19 protein-coding genes are annotated in these 19,561 nt (G+C 73.9%); 6 read left to right on the top strand and 13 right to left on the bottom strand.

The genetic code is table 11. The features are described from left to right. Positions 1-137 precede the first annotated feature (137 nt). The 3 genes from BLU95_RS45260 to BLU95_RS29765 all read left to right on the top strand — a co-directional run bounded on the left by BLU95_RS45260 (position 138) and on the right by BLU95_RS29765 (position 2,309). Positions 138-263: a hypothetical protein gene (locus BLU95_RS45260; RefSeq protein ID WP_286158589.1), complete on the top strand. Its 126-nt coding sequence runs from the start codon at positions 138-140 to the stop codon at positions 261-263. 157 nt (positions 264-420) lie between these two features. Continuing rightward, entirely contained in the window at positions 421-1,512 is a 1,092-nt protein-coding gene (locus BLU95_RS29770) for a Dyp-type peroxidase (protein WP_093862696.1), read from the top strand. After that, positions 1,509-2,309 (top strand): family 1 encapsulin nanocompartment shell protein, encoded by an 801-nt coding sequence (locus BLU95_RS29765; protein ID WP_093862695.1) that lies wholly within the window; start codon positions 1,509-1,511, stop codon positions 2,307-2,309. The genes BLU95_RS29770 and BLU95_RS29765 overlap by 4 nt, the downstream gene beginning before the upstream one ends. A gap of 64 nt (positions 2,310-2,373) precedes the next feature. On the opposite strand, the gene BLU95_RS29760 is transcribed toward BLU95_RS29765, so the two are convergent. After that, a complete protein-coding gene (locus BLU95_RS29760) occupies positions 2,374-3,654 on the bottom strand; it encodes an MFS transporter (RefSeq protein WP_107452691.1) in 1,281 nt (426 codons plus the stop codon). Between the two features lie 286 nt (positions 3,655-3,940). Here BLU95_RS29760 and BLU95_RS29755 point away from each other — a divergent pair, with 286 nt between their 5' ends. Further along, the gene (locus tag BLU95_RS29755; RefSeq protein WP_093862693.1) at positions 3,941-4,360 is read left to right on the top strand and encodes a winged helix-turn-helix transcriptional regulator; all 420 of its coding nucleotides are present in this window, start codon (positions 3,941-3,943) and stop codon (positions 4,358-4,360) included. A gap of 64 nt (positions 4,361-4,424) precedes the next feature. On the opposite strand, the gene BLU95_RS29750 is transcribed toward BLU95_RS29755, so the two are convergent. From BLU95_RS29750 to BLU95_RS29725, 6 genes are all read right to left on the bottom strand, one after another. Beyond that, positions 4,425-5,063 (bottom strand): FMN reductase, encoded by a 639-nt coding sequence (locus BLU95_RS29750; protein ID WP_093862692.1) that lies wholly within the window; start codon positions 5,061-5,063, stop codon positions 4,425-4,427. After that, positions 5,060-6,205 carry an LLM class flavin-dependent oxidoreductase gene (locus BLU95_RS29745; RefSeq protein WP_093865227.1) on the bottom strand — a complete coding sequence of 382 codons (1,146 nt, stop codon included), beginning with the start codon at positions 6,203-6,205 and terminating at the stop codon, positions 5,060-5,062. Before BLU95_RS29745 ends, BLU95_RS29750 begins: the two co-directional genes overlap by 4 nt. A 43-nt stretch (positions 6,206-6,248) precedes the next feature. Continuing rightward, positions 6,249-7,478 (bottom strand): MFS transporter, encoded by a 1,230-nt coding sequence (locus BLU95_RS29740; protein ID WP_093862691.1) that lies wholly within the window; start codon positions 7,476-7,478, stop codon positions 6,249-6,251. A 134-nt stretch (positions 7,479-7,612) separates the two neighbouring features. Then, positions 7,613-8,209: a TetR/AcrR family transcriptional regulator gene (locus BLU95_RS29735; protein ID WP_093862690.1), complete on the bottom strand. Its 597-nt coding sequence runs from the start codon at positions 8,207-8,209 to the stop codon at positions 7,613-7,615. Between the two features lie 151 nt (positions 8,210-8,360). Continuing rightward, entirely contained in the window at positions 8,361-10,925 is a 2,565-nt protein-coding gene (locus BLU95_RS29730) for a collagenase (RefSeq protein ID WP_093862689.1), read from the bottom strand. Between the two features lie 362 nt (positions 10,926-11,287). Further along, positions 11,288-11,860 carry a DoxX family protein gene (locus BLU95_RS29725; protein WP_093862688.1) on the bottom strand — a complete coding sequence of 191 codons (573 nt, stop codon included), beginning with the start codon at positions 11,858-11,860 and terminating at the stop codon, positions 11,288-11,290. 195 nt (positions 11,861-12,055) lie between these two features. On the opposite strand from BLU95_RS29725, the gene BLU95_RS29720 reads away from it, so the two are divergent. Further along, positions 12,056-12,652 carry a TIGR03086 family metal-binding protein gene (locus tag BLU95_RS29720; RefSeq protein ID WP_093862687.1) on the top strand — a complete coding sequence of 199 codons (597 nt, stop codon included), beginning with the start codon at positions 12,056-12,058 and terminating at the stop codon, positions 12,650-12,652. 151 nt (positions 12,653-12,803) lie between these two features. After that, entirely contained in the window at positions 12,804-13,265 is a 462-nt protein-coding gene (locus BLU95_RS29715; RefSeq protein ID WP_093862686.1) for a hemerythrin domain-containing protein, read from the top strand. 86 nt (positions 13,266-13,351) lie between these two features. Here the strand turns inward: BLU95_RS29715 and BLU95_RS29710 are convergent, their stop codons facing one another. From BLU95_RS29710 to BLU95_RS29690, 6 genes are all read right to left on the bottom strand, one after another. Continuing rightward, positions 13,352-14,143 (bottom strand): VOC family protein, encoded by a 792-nt coding sequence (locus BLU95_RS29710; protein ID WP_093862685.1) that lies wholly within the window; start codon positions 14,141-14,143, stop codon positions 13,352-13,354. A gap of 299 nt (positions 14,144-14,442) precedes the next feature. Further along, the gene (locus BLU95_RS29705) at positions 14,443-15,942 is read right to left on the bottom strand and encodes an ABC transporter ATP-binding protein (protein WP_231977862.1); all 1,500 of its coding nucleotides are present in this window, start codon (positions 15,940-15,942) and stop codon (positions 14,443-14,445) included. Continuing rightward, positions 15,939-16,772 (bottom strand): ABC transporter permease subunit, encoded by an 834-nt coding sequence (locus tag BLU95_RS29700; RefSeq protein WP_093862684.1) that lies wholly within the window; start codon positions 16,770-16,772, stop codon positions 15,939-15,941. Before BLU95_RS29700 ends, BLU95_RS29705 begins: the two co-directional genes overlap by 4 nt. Next, positions 16,769-17,053 (bottom strand): hypothetical protein, encoded by a 285-nt coding sequence (locus BLU95_RS42525; RefSeq protein ID WP_159425039.1) that lies wholly within the window; start codon positions 17,051-17,053, stop codon positions 16,769-16,771. The genes BLU95_RS29700 and BLU95_RS42525 overlap by 4 nt, the downstream gene beginning before the upstream one ends. After that, positions 17,050-18,006, bottom strand: coding sequence for an ABC transporter permease (locus BLU95_RS29695; RefSeq protein ID WP_173862302.1), 957 nt, complete (start codon positions 18,004-18,006; stop codon positions 17,050-17,052). The genes BLU95_RS42525 and BLU95_RS29695 overlap by 4 nt, the downstream gene beginning before the upstream one ends. Further along, on the bottom strand, positions 17,994-19,556 hold the full coding sequence (locus BLU95_RS29690) for an ABC transporter substrate-binding protein (protein ID WP_093862683.1): 1,563 nt from the start codon (positions 19,554-19,556) through the stop codon (positions 17,994-17,996). Before BLU95_RS29690 ends, BLU95_RS29695 begins: the two co-directional genes overlap by 13 nt. Positions 19,557-19,561: the final 5 nt, after the last annotated feature.

Below are 19,561 nucleotides of genomic sequence, written 5' to 3'. Positions count from 1 at the left end.
AGAATACTCTTTCTCCGAGCCTATTATCATCACAGGCGGGGCGCCGACAGGTCCGACTTGTCGAGCAGGCTCTCGAATGCTAGGAATGGCACGGCAGATTGCCAATCATTCAAGCAGATGCAGGAGAACGACCACCCGTGTTCGAACACATCGACGAGCCCTGCCGTTCGTCCCTTCGCACCAGCCGCCCGTTCGCCGACAATCGGTCCGGCGAGGAGCCCTGCGTGGATCTCGTGGCGATCTGGTGCGTCCTGTTCGGCTAGGCCGAACCCCGGGCCGGTGCGAGTCGCACCGGCCCTCCGTGTGTCCGGGTCCGTGAGGGCGAGCACGTACGGCCGACCGGCCCGCAGCCCGCGCCGAAATGTCCGCTCCGGGGTGTAATCGTACGGATGATCAGGCCCCGGAGACCGGAGTCCGCCCATGCCGCCAGAGTCCCCCCACCCCCAGCCCGCCGACCCACCGGCCCCGCAGCCGGTCCTCACGCCGCTCACCACCGCCGCGATCTTCCTGGTCCTGACGGTCGAGCCCGGCGGCGAGAACGCCGTCCGCGCCCTGCTGCCCGACCTCGCGGGCCTCCGCCACGCCATCGCCTTCCGCGCCCCCGACGTCGGCCTCACCTGCGTCACCGGCATCGGCTCCGACGCCTGGGACCGGCTCTTCGACGGCCCCAGGCCGGCCGCCCTGCACCCCTTCCCCGAGGTGGCCGGCCCCCGCCACCGCGCCCCGGCCACCCCCGGCGACCTGCTCCTGCACATCCGGGCCGGCCGGATGGACGTCTGCTGGGAGCTCGCCGGCCGGATCACCCGACGGCTCTCCGGCGCCGCCACCGTCGTCGACGCGACCAACGGCTTCTCCTACTACGACGCGCGGGACCTGCTGGGCTTCGTGGACGGCACCGAGAACCCGGAGGGCCGGGAGGCCGCCGAGGCCGTATTGATCGGCGAGGAGGACCGGGACTTCGCCGGCGGCAGCTACGTCATCGTGCAGAAGTACCTGCACGACCTCGCCGCCTGGGAACACCTGACCGTCGACCAGCAGGAACGCGCGGTCGGCCGCAGCAAGGCCGACGACATCGAGTTCGACGACGCCGCCAAGCCCGCCGACTCCCACGTCGCGCTCACCTCCGTCACCGGTCCGGACGGCGAGGAGCGGCAGATCCTGCGGTTCAACATGCCCTTCGGCAGGCTGGACGGCGGTCCGGCGGGGCGCGGCGAGGCCGGCACCTACTTCATCGGCTACGCGCGCGACCCCGGGGTGCCCGAGGAGATGATCCGCAACATGTTCACGGGTCGGGGTCCGGCCGCCCACGACCGCCTGCTCGACTTCTCCACCGCGGTCACCGGCACGCTGTTCCACGTCCCCACCGCCGACTTCCTCGCCGACCCGCCACCGGCGCCGGCCGCCCCCGTCGCGCTCGCCGCCCCGCTCCCGGCCGCCGTGCTCCCCACCGCCGCTCTCCTCGCCGACGGCTCCCTCGCCATCGGCAGCCTGAAAGGCAGCCCCGCGTCATGAACAACCTGCACCGTCAACTCGCCCCCGTTTCCGCCGCGGCCTGGGAGGAGATCGAGGAGGAGGCCAGGCGGACCTTCAAACTCCACCTCGCCGGCCGCCGGGTCGTCGACCTGGCCGGCCCGGACGGCCCCACCCTCGCGGCGGTCGGCACCGGGCACCTCACCACCATCGAGCCGCCCACCCCCGGAGTGCAGGCCCACGCCCGCGAGGTCCGCCCCCTGATCGAACTCAGGGTCCCCTTCTCGGTCGACCGCGCCGCCGTCGACGACGTCGAACGCGGCTCCGGTGACTCCGACTGGGCGCCCGTACAGGCGGCGGCCCGCACCCTCGCCCTCACCGAGGACCGCGCCCTCTTCGACGGCTATCCGGCCGCCGGCATCGAGGGCATCCGTGCCGCCGCCACCAACCCGGCCATCCCGCTCCCCGCCGACGTCCGCGAATACCCGGAAGCCGTGAGTCGCGCCCTCACCACCCTCCGCCTCGCCGGAGTGGGCGGCCCCTACGCCCTGCTCCTCGGCGCCGACGCGTACACGGCCGTCAACGAGACCTCGGACCACGGATACCCCGTCGCCAGCCACATCGCCCGCCTCCTCGACGGCGAACTGATCTGGGCCCCCGCCATCGAGGGCGCCCTGCTCCTCTCCACCCGCGGCGGCGACTTCACCCTCGTCCTGGGCCAGGACGTCTCGGTCGGCTACCTCTCCCACACCGCCGACACCATCGCCCTCTACCTCCAGGAGTCCCTCACCGCCCGCCTCCTCACCCCCGAGGCCGCCGTCCCCCTGACGACCGCCTGAGCCCGCCCCCGCCCTCACCGGGTGGGGCGGGGCGGGGGCGGGGCAGGGGGACAGCGGGCGTCGGTCAGCCGCGGGCGCGGCGCAGGCCGAGGGCGGTGACCAGGGCGCCGAGGGCGACCGCCGCGACCGGCACCACCAGCGCGGCCCGCAGGCCGTCCGGGCCGCCGACGGTGAGGCTCACGGTGGTGACCGCCGAGAGGCCGAGCGCCGCGCCGAACTGGAAGGCGGTGTTGAGCAGCCCGCCGGCCAGCCCCTGCTCCTCCTCGGCGACGCCGTCGGTGGCGGCGATGGTCAGCGGCCCGTAGGCGAGGGCGAAGGCCAGTCCGGTGAGGAGCATGGTCGGGAACATCATCGGATACGTCCAGTCCGGCCCGACCGGCAGGAACAGCGCGTAGGAGACCACCGCCAGGCAGAAGCCGCCGAGGATCACCCGGACGTTGCCGAAGCGCTCCACCAGCCGGGGCGTGAGGGTCGGCGCCAGCACCGCGTCCACGCCGACCGCGAGCAGGGCGAGGCCGGTCTGCAGCGGGGACCAGCCGCGCAGGTCCTGGAGGTAGAGGGTGACGACGAACTGGAAACCGAAGAAGGAGGCCGCGAACAGCAGCGCGCCGATGTTCGCGCGCAGCAGCGGGCCGGAGCGGAGCAGGCCGAGGCGGAGCAGCGGGGCGGCCGAGCGCCGTTCGATCGCCACGAAGGCGGCCAGCAGGGCCGTGCCGCCGGCGAACAGGGCGAGGGTCGGGCCGGCGGTGGCGCCGGGTTCGCCGAGCCGCACCACGGCCTGGACGAGCAGCAGCATGGCGCCGGTGACGGTGACGGCGCCGCCCAGGTCGAAGCGCTCGCCGGGGCGGCGGACGGGCGGCCGGTCGCGCGGGAGCAGCGGCACGGCGGCGAGCAGCAGGCCGCCCGCGAGCAGCACCGGGGCGAAGAAGACCCAGCGCCAGCCGACGGCGGTGAGCAGTCCGCCGGCCACCAGGCCGAGGGAGAAACCGGCCGCGGCGGTGCCCGCGTAGACCAGCAGCGCGCGGTTGCGGCGGGGGCCCTCGGCGAAGGCGGAGGTGATGACGGCCAGTCCCGCGGGAGTCATGAAGGCCGCCGAGAGGCCGGTGGCGAAGCGGGCCAGGATCAGGACCCAGGGGGCGCCGGCCAGACCGCCGAGACCGGAGCAGAGCACGAAGACGGTGAGCCAGAGGAGGAACATCCGGCGCCGGCCCAGCAGGTCGGCGGTGCGGCCGCCGAGCAGCATGAAGCCGCCGTAGCCGAGCACGTAGGCGCTCAGCACCCAGCTCAGCGAGCCGGTGTCCATCCCGAGGTCCGCGCGGATCGACGGGAGCGCCACATTGAGCATGGCGACGTCGATGCCCTCCAGGAAGATCGCGCCGCAGAGGACGAGGAGGACGGCCGCCTCCCGGCCGGTGAAGCGGGCGGACGGGGCGGACGGGTCGGCCGGGTCGGACGGTGGCGAGCCGGCCGGGGCGGCGGCCGGGCGGCCGGTTTCGGGCACGGCTGAGGACGTGGACACAGTGGTCTCCTGGGAGCGCGCGGGGGGGTGGGGAGGCCGGACGAGGCGGTTCCCGTTCGTCCGGTCGGTTCCCTCTTGTAACCACCGCCATCCTGAGGCAGCATCAGGGGGCATGGAAGAAGGCACTTTGAAGTCACCGACGCACTGCGCGGTTACCGAGGACGACTACGACGTGCTCCAGTGGGACACCCGGGAGGACTGCGAGGTGCGGCAGATCCTCGACCGGATCGCCGACAAGTGGTCGCTGCTGGTGATCGCGCTGCTCGACCGGGGCTCGCTGCGCTTCACCGAGCTGCGGCGGGAGATCGACGGGGTCAGCCAGCGGATGCTGACCGTCACCCTGCGGCAGCTGGAGCGGGACGGCCTGGTCGAGCGGACCGTGCACCCCGTGGTGCCGCCGCGGGTCGACTACGCGCTGACGCCGCTCGGGCGGACGCTGCACGAGACCGTCCGCTCCCTGGTCACCTGGACCGAGACGCACCAGCGCGAGATCGCGACGGCCCGCGCCTCGTACGACGCACGCGTGGGGTGAGGGCACGCGAAGAGGCGGGTCCGGAACCTCCGGACCCGCCTCTCCCGCCCCTCCCCCGTCACCCTCAGACCCGCAGTGCCGCCAGTTGCTGCTCGAACGGCACCACGGCCTCCTGCTGCGCCGCGCCGCCCCCGGTCGGACCGCTCGGGGCACGGCCCGCGAGCAGTCCGGCGAGTTCTCCGGCAGCGCGGTCGATCCGGCCCGGGAGGCCGTCGGTGAGGCGGTCCCCCGTGGTGCCCCAGTCGTCGGTGGCGGCGTACACCGAGGTCGGCACGACCACCGAACGCAGGTAGGAGAACAGCGGGCGGACGGCGTGCTCCAGTGCGAGCGAATGCCGGGCGGTGCCGCCGGTGGCGGCGATCAGCACCGGCTTGCCGGTGAGGGTGTCCGGGTCGAGCACGTCGAAGAACGACTTGAACAGCCCGCTGTAGGAGGCGGCGAAGATCGGCGTCACCGCGATCAGCGCGTCCGCACCGCCGACCGCGTCGATCGCCTCGCGCAGCGCGGGGCCGGGGAAGCCGGTGACGAAGTTGTGCGCGATGTCGGTGGCGAGGTCCCGCAGTTCGACCACCTGGACGCCCATCTCCCGCCCCTCGGAAGCGAGCTGACGGACCGTTGCATCGGCGAGCCGGTCGGCGAGCAGCCTGGTCGAGGACGGCTTGCTCAGTCCGGCACTGATCACCACCAGTCGGTACGCGGTCACTTGGCCACCTCCACGGTCTGCTCGGCCTGCTCGGTCTGCTCGGCGGTGTCGGAACCCTGCCGGTGACGGGCGCGCTCGGCCGCCAGCCTGGTGGCGTGGGTCGGCGCGTCGGGGACACCGGCCGGGCGGCCCTTGGCGAACTCCTCGCGCAGCACCGGCACGACCTCCTCGCCGAGCAGGTCCAGCTGCTCCAGCACGGTCTTCAGCGGCAGGCCGGCGTGGTCCATCAGGAACAGCTGGCGCTGGTAGTCGCCGAAGGTGTCGCGGAAGGCCAGGGTCTTCTCGATCACCTCCTGCGGGCTGCCGACGGTGAGCGGGGTCTCGGCGGTGAACTCCTCGAGCGACGGGCCGTGGCCGTACACCGGCGCGTTGTCGAAGTACGGACGGAACTCCCGCACCGCGTCCTGCGAGTTCTTGCGCATGAACACCTGGCCGCCCAGGCCGACGATCGCCTGCTCGGGCGTGCCGTGCCCGTAGTGGGCGTAGCGCTCCCGGTAGAGGTTCACCAGCTTCTGGAAGTGCTCCTTGGGCCAGAAGATGTTGTTCGCGAAGAAGCCGTCGCCGTAGTAGGCGGCCTGCTCGGCGATCTCCGGGCTGCGGATCGAGCCGTGCCAGACGAACGGCGGGACGCCGTCCAGCGGACGCGGGGTCGCGGTGAAGGACTGCAGCGGGGTGCGGAAGCGGCCCGACCAGTCGACCACGTCCTCGCGCCACAGCTGGTGCAGCAGTGCGTAGTTCTCTATCGCGAGCGGGATGCCCTGGCGGATGTCCTTGCCGAACCACGGGTACACCGGGCCGGTGTTGCCGCGGCCCATCATGAGGTCCACCCGGCCGTCGGAGAGGTGCTGGAGCACCGCGTAGTCCTCGGCGATCTTCACCGGGTCGTTGGTGGTGATCAGCGTGGTCGAGGTGGAGAGGATGATGCGCTCGGTCTGCGCGGCGATGTAGCCGAGCAGCGTGGTCGGGGAGGACGGCACGAACGGCGGGTTGTGGTGCTCACCGGTCGCGAAGACGTCCAGGCCGACCTCCTCCGCCTTGCGCGCGATGGCCACGGTCGCCTTGATCCGCTCGTGCTCGGTCGGGGTGCGGCCGGTGGTCGGATCGGGGGTGACATCGCCGACGGTGAAGATTCCGAACTGCATGGTGCTCACCACACTCCTGGCTGATCCCGCCCGGGAAACCGGTTCAGGATCCGATCGTCAAAGTTTCAACCACCTTAGCATCCGGCCCGCGGCGGATATTCCCCCCAGCGCCCGACCCCTGTTCCGGGACCGCACTGCGACGCGCGCGCAGGGCGTCCGGGAGCAGCGTCAGCAGTCCCGCGGCGGCCATCGCGGTGCCGAGCCACAGCACGGCACGCAGACCGAGCGCGTCGATGGCGAGGCCGCCGAGCAGCGAGCTGAGGATGACGCCCAGCGTGATGAAGGAGTTGTGGACGGTGTTCACCAGCGGGCGGGAACCGCCGATCCGCTGGACCCTGGAGGCCATCGCGGGGTTCATGGTGACCCCGACCAGACCGACACCCAGCAGCAGGGCGACGGCGGGCACCCGGAACTGGGCGAGCAGCGCGAGACCCGCCAGGAACAGGGTGTTCAGCGCCAGCCCGGTCGCCAGCACCGGCAGCGCGTACTGGTCGGCGAGCCGGCCGACCACCGTGTTGCCGAGCACGGTCGCCGCGCCGTAGGCGACGAGCAGCAGCGGGACGGACCCGGCCGAGAAGCCGGTGAGCCCGGTCAGGATCGGATTGACGTAGCTGAACAGCGTGAAGGTCGCGCCGATGATCAGGGTGCTGGTGACGAAGGCCAGCCACAGCCGCCGGTCGCGCAGCGCGCCCAGCTCGTCCCGGAGCGAGCCGGTGCCCTCGGCGTGGTCGGCGTCCGGGACCCCGGCGAGGGTGCACAGCGCCACCGCCGCGGTGAGGACGGCCACCGCCCAGAACGCCGCGCGCCAGCCGAGGTGCTCGCCGATCACGGTGGCGAGCGGCAGGCCGAGCAGCGTGCCGAGCATGAGGCCGTTCATCAGGACGGCGATCGCCCGGCCGCGGATCTCCGGACGGGCCAGCTGGGCGCAGAGCGAGATCGAGATGCCGAAGAAGGCCTGCGCCGCGACGCCGGAGACCACCCGGGCCACCAGCATCACCGGATAGCCGGAGGCGGTCGCGGCGAGCAGGTTTCCGACCAGGAAGATCGCGAACAGGAGCATCAGCGCCGCCTTCTGGCGCATCCGGAGGAGGGCGACGGCCAGGAACGGGCCGCCGAAGGACATCGCCACCGAGAAGGCGGTGATCAGGTAGCCGATCTGCGGGACGGTGGCGTCGAGGCCCTCCGCCAGCTGGGGCATCAACCCGGCGACGGCGAACTCGCTGGTCACCATCGCGAAGACGCCGAGAGCGAGGACGTACACGGCACGTGGCATGGGAAGGGCTCCCCCGTTGATTTTGGATGGATCGGTACAGAATGAGGGCGGACGTGGGCACGCCGGGGCACGCGAACGCGCTCCCGGGGCGGGTCGCTCAGACCGCGCGGGTCACTCGGGTCGCGCAGGGCGGGTCAGGGGGTGAGGGCGTCCAGGGCGGTGGCGGCCACGGCCTCGACGGCGGCCCGGTCGGCCCCGCCCTTGGCGGCGACCCGCATCCCGCCGATCACCGCGTTGACGAAGCGGGCCAGCTCCTCCGGCGCCCGCCGGCCGGCGATCCCGCCCGCCAGTTGCCCGGCGGCGATCGCGGCCCGCAGCGCGGCGAGCCGCACCTCCTGGTCGCGGACCAGCATCGCGTCCGCCTCCGGGTCGCGTCCGGCCAGCTCCACCACGGTGTTCACGGTCAGACAGCCGATGCTGCGACCCTCCGGACGGTGCTCGAACTCCCCCTCCACGATCCGCGCGAGCAGGACCCGGATCCGCTCCAGCGGCGGCAGCCCCGGATCCTCCAGCAGCTCGATCTGCGGGACGGTCATCACCTCGATGTAGCGGGCCAGCGACCGCTTGAACAGGTCGTGCTTGCTGCTGAACGTGTTGTAGATGCTGCTCCGCCCGAGACCGGTCGCCTCGCAGAGGTCCTGCGTGGAGGTGGCCTCGTAGCCGTTCGCCCAGAACGCGTGCATCGCCGCGTCGAGCGCGCGGCCCTCGTCGAAGGTGCGCGGTCTCGCCATGGCAGCACGTTAACCTTTTTGGACCGGTCGGTGCAATACCGGTGCGTCCGCTCCGGGGCGGGACGCGGGGAGGCCCCCGGCGGCGCGCCGTTCGCGCGCCGCCGGGGGCCTCCGGGTACTGCCGGATGCATCCGGGATCAGAACTCCGGCCTCAGTACTCGGCCTTGATGTTCGCGCCGGAGAAGGCCTGCTGGCCGTAGAGGCTCACGTAGACGTAGCCGGCCGGCGGGTTGGCGATGGTCAGGGTCTCGGTGTTGTTGCTCGCGTTGGTGGACTTGGCGGTGTACGAGTTGGTGTACGCCCAGCTGGTGGCGTTGTAGTAGAGGTCGGCGTTGCCAGTGCCGCCCGTACTGGTGAGCTTGAGCTGCTTCACCCCGGCCGGGAGGTACAGGTAGAAGTGGGCGTAGTTGCCGGTGCCCGCCGAGAGGTTGCTGCGGCGGCAGTTCTTGTCCAGCTGGCGCGGGTCGGCGCCGGAGCACTCCGGCAGGCCCGCCACGGTGACGTTCTGCCGGGCGCTCGCGGTGGCGCCCTTGTCGTCGGTCACGGTGAGGGTGACGGTGTAGGTACCGGCCTTGGTGTACCACTTGGTCGGATTGGCGGTGGTGGCGCTGGTGCCGTCGCCGAAGTCCCAGGCGTAGGCGGCGATCTTGCCGTCCGGGTCGGTGGAGCGGTTGACGAAGGTGACCGCCAGCTCGCCGATCGCGGTGGTGAAGGCCGCGGTGGGCGGCTGGTTGCCGGGCGGGTTGGTGCTGCCGGAGCAGGCACCGGCCGCGCAGCGGGTCAGCCAGGCGTCGAAGTCGGCGTCGTAGCGGGTACCGATGGTGGTCTTGAGCACGGTGCGGGCGCCGTTCCAGTCACCGGCGCGGTACTTGCCGAGCACGGTGTCCACGTCGGCCCGGTGCTGCTCCAGCATGTAGCGCACCGCGAGGTAGCCCCAGCGGTAGGTGCGCTCCGTGTCGGTGTTCTCGTAGGTGGTGTCGAACAGCGTGGAGAGCTTGTAGGTGTGCAGGCCGGCGGCGGAGATCGCCGCGTCGTAGTTCACCTTGCGGTACGAGTAGGAGATGTACTCCGCGAAGCCCTCGATCCACCAGATGGTCGGGGTCGTCACGCCGGCGTCGAAGTCGCCGTACATGTCGTACCGGCCGTCGAGGTAGTGGGTGTACTCGTGGTTGAGGTTCCAGACCTGGAAGTCCGGGCGCGCCCACTCGGCCTCGTAGGCCAGGAAGCGCGGCTGGTTGCCGACCTCGTTCGGCTTGCCCTCCAGGTACATGCCGCCGTTGTCGGTGTTGATGCCGTAGATGGAGGCGGCGAACACCCCGTAGTCGAAGGAGCTGTGGAAGACCACGACCTCGATGGTGGTGTTCCGGTCGTCCGCGACCGGACCGTTGTCCTTGACCACGCCGTGGAAGTACGCGTCCTGGCCGGTCAGACTGGTGCAGGCGGTCGCCAGCTGAGTCGGGTCCAGCGCCTGGGCCAGGATCCGGATGCTCGAGCTGCAGGTGTAACTCACCTTCAGGACGGCCGACTTGAGTCGGGCCGCGGAGTCGCAGGTGCCGTAGTACGAGCAGTTGCCGTTGTCGTAGGCGTCGGTCATCTCGGCGACGGCGGCCCACTGGTAGGCGGTGGTGCCGCTGGGCGAGGAGCGGTCGGCCAGCCCCTTCAGCAGCGGGCGCACCTTGGCCTGGAGCACCGGGTACTGGACGAACCGGCCCAGCTCGCGGGTGGCGTTGTAGACCAGGAAGGTGTAGTCGCCGCCGAGCAGACCACTGTTGGCGGCCGCGAAGGAGTACAGCGCGTCGAGCACGCTCGGGTCGGCCGCCACCGCGTCGACGAAACCGGTGGTCTGGTGGCCGCGCCACAGCACGGTGAACACGCTGTTCAGCGCGTTGCCCATGTTGGCCGGGTTGTGGGTGGCGGCGTCGTAGGCGCCCAGCAGCCGCTTCACCACGGGGAGGTAGCGGACGTTCTCCTGCGCGCTGTCGATCAGGGTGATCGCCTCGCCGAGGGTGCCGGCGTTGGCGGAGGTGACGTCGCGGGAGTGCGCGCTGTTGAAGAAGGCGTCCAGCGCGCCGCGGATCGAGGTCTGCAGGGCGGTGCCGTAGGTGCCGACGTCGGAGGCGTGGTACCACTGCACGAAGTACCCGGCCCGCAGGAAGAGCACCAACTGGCCGGTGGAGGTGGAGTTGTCGCCCGGGTAGGCGGCGGCGTTGGCGCGCAGGGCGTCGGCCACCGAGACCATCTGGGCCTCGCGGAAGGCGCCGCGCGCGTCGGTGCCGACCAGGTTGAACAGGCTGTTGATGCAGCCGAGGTCGGCGGCCTTGACCGCCTGGACCAGGGCGCTGCCGGTGCGACCGGTGAAGTCCGGGATGTTGCAGGGCTGTTCGGCGAGGGCCTTGGGAGCGGCCGCGCCGAAGGTCTTGACGATCTCCGCCTGCCGGTGGGCCGCCGACGGGCTGTCGGAGCGGTCCGGCGAGGCGGTCGAGAACGGGGCGCGGTCCCGGGCCGGGACCGGCCGGTTCTTGCCGCCCGTGTCGGGGGTGTCACCGACGGCGGGCCTCGGGGCGAGCCCGGCCGGGCCGGCCGAGGTGGCGGCGGGAGAGCCGCCGCCGAAGTCCGGACGGGTCCGGTCGGTGGCCGCCTGGGCGCGCGGGGCGAACAGGCCGACCGTCACGAACAGCGCCAGGATCAGCGTCAGGAGCTTTGCTACGTGCGGCATTTGCGTTAAAGGGCGTGCGGTTCTCACGTGGGGGCCTCCGGGCCTTCGTCGGTCGCCTGGGGGTGCGACCAGTGGGGGTGATGAGGGCCGTTGTGGCGCACCGTTGGGGCGGTGGCGCCGAACACCGTTGGGGAGTGTGACATGTACAATGGCATACATCACAAGGCCGGGGAAGCCTCGGGACGGAGAATCTCCGGCAACTGCCCCGCCCGCACGGGAAATTCACCGCTCGACCACGGAACGGCGAAGGCCGCCGGTCGGTGGACCGGCGGCCTTCGCGGGGGATCACGACCTCAACGGCCGTGTGCTCCGGAGCAGTTGTACCCAGGGTCAGTTGCGCCCCGAGCCGGTTGCGCCCCGGGTCAGTTGCGGGCCAGGAGCACGGCGCCCGCGGTGACCAGGGCGAGCACCACGGCGGCCGCGCCGTAGCTCAGCCGGTGCGCGCGCACCACCGGCAGGTAGCGGTCCGCGGCGTAGCGGCCGGGCCCGGTCAGGGCGAGCGCCGCCGCGGCCGCGATCAGCAGGAGTTCGTACTCGCTGCCGCCCTTGGCGGCGAAGAAGGTGCTGCTCCAGGTGACGGCCAGGGCGTTGAGCATGGTGCCGAGGATCGCGGCGGCGGCCAGCGGGGTCAGCAGGCCGACGGCCAGCGCCAGTCCGCCGCCGGCCTCGGTGAGGCCGGCCACGACGGCCATGAACTTCGCCGCCGGGTAGCCCTTCGCCTCGAAGAACTTTCCGGTGCCGTCGATGCCGCCGCCGCCGAACCAGCCGAACAGCTTCTGGCTGCCGTGCGCGGCCATGGTCAGGCCGAGTGCCACCCGCAGCAGCAGGAGGCCGACGTCGTAGGCGTGCGGGGAGGTGATCGCCGAGCCGGGGTCCGACCCGGCTGCGGCAAGGGGGGTGGTGGCGGCGGTCGTGCTCGGGCTGCTGCTCGGCATGCGCGTCTCCATCAGAAAGGGGGGTTCGTCGATACCGGCCGAATCTGTTTGTTCAAATTCGAACCAGCTGGGGTGTGTCGACCGTACCTGGAAGTTTGAATTTGAACAACCGAACGAACCGAAGATATTGGCGTGACCGGGTCACAAGTGGTGTAGACCGGCGTACGGACGCGCGTGGCGGGGCACGCTCAGGACATGGCACATCGCAAGGAACACCGACGGCCGGCCGACCGGGGCACCCCGCACGCCGAGGCCCTCGCAGCCTTCACCGAACGGATCCGGCTGGTCACCCCCGGCCAGTGGGACGCGCCCACCCCCTGCACCGACTGGAGTGTCCGCGATCTGGTCAACCACCTCACCGGCGAGCAGCTCTGGGTGCCCGAGCTGCTGATGGGCGCGACGATCTCCGAGGTCGGCGGCCGCTTCGACGGCGACGTCCTCGGTGACGACCCGGTCGCCGCCTGGACGGCCGCCGCCGAAGCCGCCCGCGAGGCCTTCGCCGTCCCCGGCGCCACCGAGCTCACCGTGCACCTCTCCTTCGGCGACGTCCCCGGCCAGTACTACCTGGACCAGCTCACCACCGACGCCGTCGTCCACAGCTGGGACCTCGCCGAGGGCATCGGCCGGGACACCCGGCTCCCGGAGGACCTGGTCGACTTCGCGCTCGCCGAGTTCGCCGGCTACGGGGACCTCTCCGGCAGCGGACTGTTCGACCCGCCGCTCCCGGTGGCCCCGGACGCCGGGCCGCAGACCCGGCTGCTGGCCCTCGCCGGGCGGCGGGACCGCCCCTGAACGCACGGCGGCACGGCGCCCGTCGAACCCGCGGCGGACCGGGCGCCGTCCGCCGCCAGGTCCGGTGGACACCCCGCTCGCCCGGGCCACGCCGGATACTGGAGATGTCGGGGGGCGCACCGGACGTCGACGGAGAAGAGGCGGGCGCGCCATGAGCCGCAGGCCGGACATCCTGGGTGAGTTCACCGCGGAGCACCGCGCGGTGGAGGATCTGCTCGTACGGATCGAGGCCGGCCTGGCCGAGGACCGGGCGCCGGGAGCATTGCTGGACCAGCTCACCGACCTGCTGCTCAGCCACTGCGCGGCCGAGGAGGAACACCTCTTCCCGCTCGTCCAGCACGATGTGCCGGACGGTGGCGCGGTGGTGTTCCGGTGCATCCACGACCACCTCGCGATCGGCCAGTACCTCGCCGACCTCCAGGCCCTGCCCTCCGGCGACCCGGCGCTGGGCATCCTGCTGAGCGGGCTCACCGAGGTGCTGCGGCGGCACCTGGCGACCGAGGAGAAACAGCTCTTCACCGCTGCCCGCAAGGCCCTGCCGGCCGCCGAGCGGGCCGCGCTCGGCGAACGGCTGCGGGCCGAGCGGGCGGAGATCGCCGGGGCCGGGCCGTAGGACGGGGCGGGTCCGGGCGAGGGTTCGGGCGAGAGCGGAGGCGCGGTCGAGCGCGGGGAGGCGGCGCGGGGAGGCGGAGGCGCGGTTCAGGGCTTGGCGCTGATCACCGCGAAGCGGCCGCCCTCCGGGTCCCGCAGCCGGGCCACCCGCCCGTACGGCGAGTCGAAGGCCGGGCCGAGCACGCTGCCGCCGAGCCGCTCCGCCCGGACCAGCGCCTCGTCGGTGTCAGGCACGGAGAAGGAGACCTCCCAGTGCGGGGTCAGCCCCGTCGGCCCGCCCGCCTGCTCCCGGGCCAGCGCGGCGACACTGTGTCCCTCCGCCCGCAGCACCACCCGGTCGTGCTCCCAGCGGACCTCGAACCGCTCCGGGTCGCGGCCGTCCCAGCGGAACACCTCGCCGTAGAACAGCGCCGCCGCGAACGGGTCCGGGGTGCGCAGCTCGATCCAGACCGGCGCGCCCAGCAGGTCCAGCCGCCGCGCCCGGCCGGGCGGGCCCTCCCAGATCCCGAACACCGCACCCGCCGGGTCGGCCGCCAACGCCAGCCGGTCGCCGTCGAAGGACAGCGGACCGACCGCGAGGGTCGCCCCGCGCTCGCGCACCGCGTCGGCGGCCGCGTCGGCGCTCTCGGTACCGAAGTAACTGGTCCAGGCGACCGGCATGTCCCACCCGCCGCCCGCCACCCCGACCCCGGCCACCGCCTCGCCGCCGACCACCGCGTGCTCGTACGGGCCGAAGCGGTCCGGTCCCGGCTCGAACTCCCAGCCCAGCAAGGGCCCGTAGAAGGCCCGGACGGTGTCGAGGTCGCGGGCCATCAGGCTCACCCAGCACGGGACGGCCGCCACGCAGCGCACCTCGGCCGTCGTCGCATCGCTGCCCATCGCGCACCACCTCCGAGATCCCGGCCGCCGGGCCCCTCCCGACTCCCACGGCCGTCCGGCCGTCCGGGCGGGTTCAGCCTAGGACGTGTCCGACAATTCGTGCCGCATCAGCGCGCGGGGGGCGGGTGTGGGCCCGGTGGGGCGTTGGTGAGGGTGGCGGGAGGGCCGGGAGCGGGAGCGCGCGCCCGGCCTGGGTGCGCCCCCGGCCGCACCGCGCGACGACCGGGGCGTCCCCGCCGGGCGGCCACCGCGGCGCGGCGGCGGCGGGCCCGTGCCGGTCCGGAGGACGACCGGCGGTGCTACCCGGGCGGGGCGGCGTCCTGTCGCCCGAACGGGTGAGCCGCCGAGGCGGGGTGCAGCCGGCCGTCGGCCAGCGTGACCACCCGGTCGGCCAGGGCTGCGACGGCCGCCGGATCGTGGGAGACGAACAGCAGCGCCAGGCCCGCCCGGTCCCGGCGGTCGGCGAGGTGCGCCAGGATCGAGGCCCGGGTGTCCGCGTCCAGTCCCGCGGTGATCTCGTCGCACACCAGGACCGCCGGGCCGACGATCAACGACCTTGCCAGCGCCGCCCGCTGGAGCTCGCCGCCGGAGAGCCCGCCGGGCGGCCGGGCGGCCTTCGCCGGGTCGAGGCCGAGGTCGGCGAGCAGGTCGGCGGACTCCGCCGCGGCGGCCGCCGGGGTGCGGCCGCGCAGCCGGACCGCCGCCCGGGCGACCTGGTCCAGCACCGGGCGGTGGTCCGCGAAGGCCGACCGGGCGTCCTGGAAGACGTACTGCACGGCCGCCAGCCGTCGCGGTCCGCGCCGCCGGACGCTGCTCGGCAGCGGCTCGCCGTCCAGCAGGACGGTGCCCTCGTGGCGCGGGTGCAGCCCCGCCAGGCAGCGGCCCAGGGTGGTCTTGCCGCTGCCCGTGGGACCGGTGAGGGCGAGGCACTCCCCCGCCCGCAGGCTCAGCCCGACCTCGCGCAGCACCACGGCGCCGCCCGGGTGGCGGGCGGTGAGGCCCCTCGCCTCGAGCCGGACCGGCGACAGCTCCCGGCGGGCAGCCGGCACCGGGTGGGCGAGCGGCGGCTCCGCGCGGACGAGCGGCTCCGGTCGGGCAGACGGCTCCGGTCGGGCAGGCGCGGGCAGGACCTCGTCGGGTGGGCCCGTCCGCACCGCGCGACCGTCGGCCAGCAGCACCACCTCGTCGGCCGACGCCCGGACCAGGGCGAGGTCGTGGGTGAGCAGCAGCAGCCCGGTGCCGCGCGCGGCGAGCCGGCCGAACAGGGCGGCCAGCCGGTGCGCGGTGGCCGGGTCCTGGCCGGTGGTGGGTTCGTCGGCGACGATCACCCGCGCTCCGGTGAGCAACGCCTGTGCGAGCACCAGGCGTTGCTGCTGGCCGCCGGAGAGCTGGTGCGGGTAGCGGCGCAACAGGCTCTCCACCTCCGACAGTTCGGCATCGCGGAGGGCGCGGCGAACGGCCTCCGGGCCGCCGCCGTGCACCCTGGCGAGGTCGCGCAGCAGGACGCCCACCCGACGGGCCGGGTTGAGCACCGTAGCGGGGTGCTGCGGCACATGGCCGACCGGGACGCCGCCCGCCCCGGCGACGGAGATCGTGCCGGACACCCGGGCACCGTCGGGACGGGCGCCCAGCAGGGCGAGCGCGGTCGTCGTCTTGCCGCTGCCGGACGGTCCCACCAGGGCCGTCACCCGGCCCGCGCGCACCCGCAGGGACACTCCGTCCACCAGGACCCGGGCGCCGACCCGCACCCGCAGGCCCTCCACGGCGGCCAGCACGGGCCCGCTCGCGTCGCGGCTCACGTCGCGGCTCCCGTCACGGCTCCCGGAGTGCGCCGGTCCGCTCCCCGAGCGCGTCGGCCCGACGGGGCCAGGGCCGCGTCGAACAGCAGATTGGTGCCGGTCGACAGGCCGGCCACCAGCAGCGCCGGGACCACCACCGCCCAGGGCTGCAGGAACAGCCCCGCCCGGTTGCGGTCCACCATCACCGCCCAGTCGGCGGTGTCGGGCCCCACCCCGACGCCGAGGAAGGCCGCCGTCGCCACCAGATACAGGGCGCCCACCAGCCGGGTGCCCGCGTCGGCGGCCAGGGTGCGCCGGATCGTCCTGGCGACCTGCCCGAAGGCGATCCGCCACCAGGACTCGCCGTGCAGCCGCAGCGCCTCGACCACCGGGCGGGAGGCCGCCGCCACGGCCGCCGCGTGCGCGACCCGGGCGATGTCCGGCACCGCCGTCACCCCGACCAGGACGGCCAGCCCGGCCGGTCCCGGCTCCGCGGCGGTGGCCACCAGCAGGACCAGGAGCAGGGTCGGTACGGCGAGCAGCACGTCCAGGGGACGCAGCAGCAGCTCCTCGACCCAGGACCGCCCGGCCAGCGCGGCGGCCAGCGCGAGCGGCAGCGCCAGCGCGTACCCGAGGACGGTCGCGGTGACCGCCACCAGCACCACCGGGCGCCCCCCGAGCAGGACTTGGCGCAGGACGTCGCGACCCGCGAAGTCGGTGCCCAGCCAGTGGCCGCCGCCGGTCGTGAAGGACACCCCGCGCGGCTCCGGCCCGCCCGCCAGCAGCGGCCCGCCGAGGGCCAGCAGCAGCGGCACCGCGACCAGCGCGAGCCCGAGCGCGTAGCGCCTCACGGTGCCACCGAGGCCCTGGCCCGGCGGCGCCCGGCGACGGAGCCGCCGACCCGGTGGACCAGCCACCGGCAGCGCCGGGCCAGGGCCCGGCAGACGCCGCAGTCGCAGCGGCGGGCGGTGGGGTGACCGGCGGGCCGGCCGCCCTCGGGCCGGTGGCCGACGTCAGGACGGCTCTCGCGAGGACGGCCGGCGCGGCGGTCGACGGCGGACGGAACAGCACGGGGCGGAACAGCACGGGGCGGGGCGGCACGGGGCGGGGCGGCACGGGGCGGGGCGGTCATACGGCGACTTCCGTTCGGGGGGCGAGGCGGCGGGCGGCGAGGTCGGCGGCGAGGTTCAGCAGCACGGTCACGGCGCCGAACAGCACCGCCAGGCCCTGGACCACCGGCACGTCGCGGGCAGCGACGGCGTCCAGCAGCACGGTGCCGAGCCCGGGGACCACGAACAGGGCCTCCGCCACGATCACCCCGCAGAGCAGCCACTCGGCGGTCCGGGCGAGGTGCTGGACCACCGGGGCGAGGGCGTTGGGCAGCGCGTGGCCGAGCCGGACCCGGTTCACCGGGACGCCGCAGCGCAGCGCGTGCACGGCGTACGGGGCCGCCATGGCGTCGAGCAGTCCGGCCCGGACCAGCCGCGCGGTCGAGCAGACCGGGCGGGCCAGCAGCACGACGACCGGCAGGACCAGAACGGCGGGCCGGCCTCCGATCCCGCCGACGGCGGTCGGCGGGAGCCAGCCCAGCCGCAGCGCGAACACCGCCGTCAGCAGCACGCCGAGGGCGAACTCCGGTACCGCGTACACCCCGAGGGTGACCGTGCTGACGGCGCGGTCCAGCGGACCGCCCTCCCGCCGGGCGGCGAGCAGCCCGAGGCCGACCGCCGCCGGGACGAGCAGGGCCAGGGTGAGCCCGGCCAGCAGCAGGGTCGGGGCGAGGGCAGCGGTGAGCTGGTCGGCGACCGGGCGGCCGCCGACCAGGGAGCGGCCCAGATCGCCGTGCGTCAACTCGCCCGCCCAGTCGGCGAAGCGCTCCACCGCCGGGCGGTCCAGCCGCAGCGCGGCCCGCAGCGCGGCGATCCGCGCCGGGTCGGGGTCGTCCCCGGCGGCGACCACGGCGGCGTCGCCGGGGAGCGCCTCGGTGAGGGCGAAGACCAGGATCGGGACGGCCGCGATCTGCCCGGCGCCGAGCAGCAACCGGCGCCGCACCCAGCCGCGCGGCGTCGCCGTCACGCCAGCCAGACCTTGTCGAACCTGGCCCAGTCGAGGGTGTTGGCCGGGGCGTCCGCGGCCACGCCGCGCAGCCGCGGGGAGTGGCCGACGATCCAGTCGGCGAAGCCCCACACCAGCAGTCCGCCCTCGTCGAACAGCCGGCGCTGCATCCGCTCGTAGAGGGCGGTGCGGGCCGCCGGGTCGGCCGTGGACTGCGCCTGGGTGTAGAGGTCGTCGAAGTCGGGGCGGCGCCAGTGGGTGGCGTTGGTGGTGGAGCTGGAGAGCAGCCGCTGCGAGATGTGGGACTCGATCGGCATCGCGCCGGAGCGGAAGGAGGCGAGCACTCCGCCGTCCAGGATGTCCTTCCAGTAGGTGTCCTTGCTGCCCACCCGCACCTCGATCGTGATTCCGGCCCGCGCGGCCTGGTCCTTGAGGATGCCCGCCGCCTCGACCAGTCCGGCCGCGACCGGTGAGGTGTCGAGGGTGACCCGCAGCCCCTCGGCACCGGCCTCGCGCAGCAGCGCGCGGGCCCGGTCGAGGTCCCGGGTGCGCTGCGGAAGGCCGGCCGGGTAGTACTGACTGCCCTTGCCGAACAGATCGTTGCCGATCTCCCCGGCACCGGAGAGCGCGCCGTCGACCAGCTCCTGCCGGTCGACCAGGTGGAAGAACGCCTGCCGGACCCGGGGGTCGTCGAAGGGCGGCCGGTCGGTCTTCATGACGAAGCCCTGCATGGCACTGTTGCGCAGCCGGACGATGCCGATCCGCCCGCCGGAGGCCTGGGCGCGGGCGGTGACCGGCGCCAACTCGTGGGCGTACTCGGCCTGTCCGGCCAGCAGCGCGTTGGCGCGGGCGGACTCCTCGGCCGCGGCGAGGATCTCCAGCTCGTCGACGTGCGGCGCACCGTCCCAGTGCCCGTCGAAGCGCCGGAGCAGCAGGGACCGGCCGGGCTCGAAGGAGACGAAGGAGAACGGCCCGGAGCCCACCGGTGCCCGGAAGTCCTCGGCGCCCTCCGGGACGATGTAGGCGCCGAACGCGGCCAGGACATTGGGGAATTCGGCGCACGGCCGGTTCAGCCGGAACTCCACGGTGCGCGGGTCGGCGGCCCGGCTCGCGGCGAGGTCGATCGGTTCGAGCGAGGCCCGGGCCCGGAACGCCCGCTTGGGGTCGGCTATTCGGCGGTAGCTGTACAGGACGTCGGCGGCGGTGACCGGGCGGCCGTCGTGGAAGGACGCCTCACGCAGCCGGACGGTCCAGACGTCGAGGCCCGGGCCCGGCTCCCAGCCGGCGGCGAGCCGGGGGACGGCGGCGAGGTCGGGGCCGAAGTCGGCGAGCTTGTCGTGGAGCGCCTTGGCCCGGGCCGCGTCGGCGAACAGGTTGACCCGGTGCGGGTCGAGGGTCTCGTCGGCGCCTCCGCCGGCGAACAGGGCGCGCAACCGGCCGCCGGGTCTGGGTATGGCGGCGGCCGGCGCGCGGTCGGCGGCGGCCGTGCCGCCCGGGGCGGAGCAGGCGGCCAGGGCGAGCGCCGCACCGGAGGCGGAGGCGGCGGTGAGCAGGGTACGGCGGGCGAGTGGGCGGGGCATCGGGG

Source organism: Streptomyces sp. TLI_053, from assembly GCF_900105395.1.
Classification (GTDB): Bacteria; Actinomycetota; Actinomycetes; order Streptomycetales; family Streptomycetaceae; genus Kitasatospora.
This window is presented reverse-complemented; position numbering and strand designations above follow the sequence as displayed.

Excerpts from the sequence above, each read along its gene's own strand:
- BLU95_RS29770 (WP_093862696.1), top strand. The coding sequence starts at position 421 with ATGCCGCCAGAGTCCCCCCACCCCCAGCCCGCCGACCCACCGGCCCCG.
- BLU95_RS29765 (WP_093862695.1), top strand. The coding sequence starts at position 1,509 with ATGAACAACCTGCACCGTCAACTCGCCCCCGTTTCCGCCGCGGCCTGG.
- BLU95_RS29760 (WP_107452691.1), bottom strand. The coding sequence starts at position 3,654 with ATGCTCAATGTGGCGCTCCCGTCGATCCGCGCGGACCTCGGGATGGAC.
- BLU95_RS29755 (WP_093862693.1), top strand. The coding sequence starts at position 3,941 with ATGGAAGAAGGCACTTTGAAGTCACCGACGCACTGCGCGGTTACCGAG.
- BLU95_RS29745 (WP_093865227.1), bottom strand. The coding sequence starts at position 6,205 with ATGCAGTTCGGAATCTTCACCGTCGGCGATGTCACCCCCGATCCGACC.
- BLU95_RS29740 (WP_093862691.1), bottom strand. The coding sequence starts at position 7,478 with ATGCCACGTGCCGTGTACGTCCTCGCTCTCGGCGTCTTCGCGATGGTG.
- BLU95_RS29735 (WP_093862690.1), bottom strand. The coding sequence starts at position 8,209 with ATGGCGAGACCGCGCACCTTCGACGAGGGCCGCGCGCTCGACGCGGCG.
- BLU95_RS29730 (WP_093862689.1), bottom strand. The coding sequence starts at position 10,925 with ATGCCGCACGTAGCAAAGCTCCTGACGCTGATCCTGGCGCTGTTCGTG.
- BLU95_RS29725 (WP_093862688.1), bottom strand. The coding sequence starts at position 11,860 with ATGCCGAGCAGCAGCCCGAGCACGACCGCCGCCACCACCCCCCTTGCC.
- BLU95_RS29720 (WP_093862687.1), top strand. The coding sequence starts at position 12,056 with ATGGCACATCGCAAGGAACACCGACGGCCGGCCGACCGGGGCACCCCG.
- BLU95_RS29715 (WP_093862686.1), top strand. The coding sequence starts at position 12,804 with ATGAGCCGCAGGCCGGACATCCTGGGTGAGTTCACCGCGGAGCACCGC.
- BLU95_RS29710 (WP_093862685.1), bottom strand. The coding sequence starts at position 14,143 with ATGGGCAGCGATGCGACGACGGCCGAGGTGCGCTGCGTGGCGGCCGTC.
- BLU95_RS42525 (WP_159425039.1), bottom strand. The coding sequence starts at position 17,053 with ATGACCGCCCCGCCCCGTGCCGCCCCGCCCCGTGCCGCCCCGCCCCGT.
- BLU95_RS29690 (WP_093862683.1), bottom strand. The coding sequence starts at position 19,556 with ATGCCCCGCCCACTCGCCCGCCGTACCCTGCTCACCGCCGCCTCCGCC.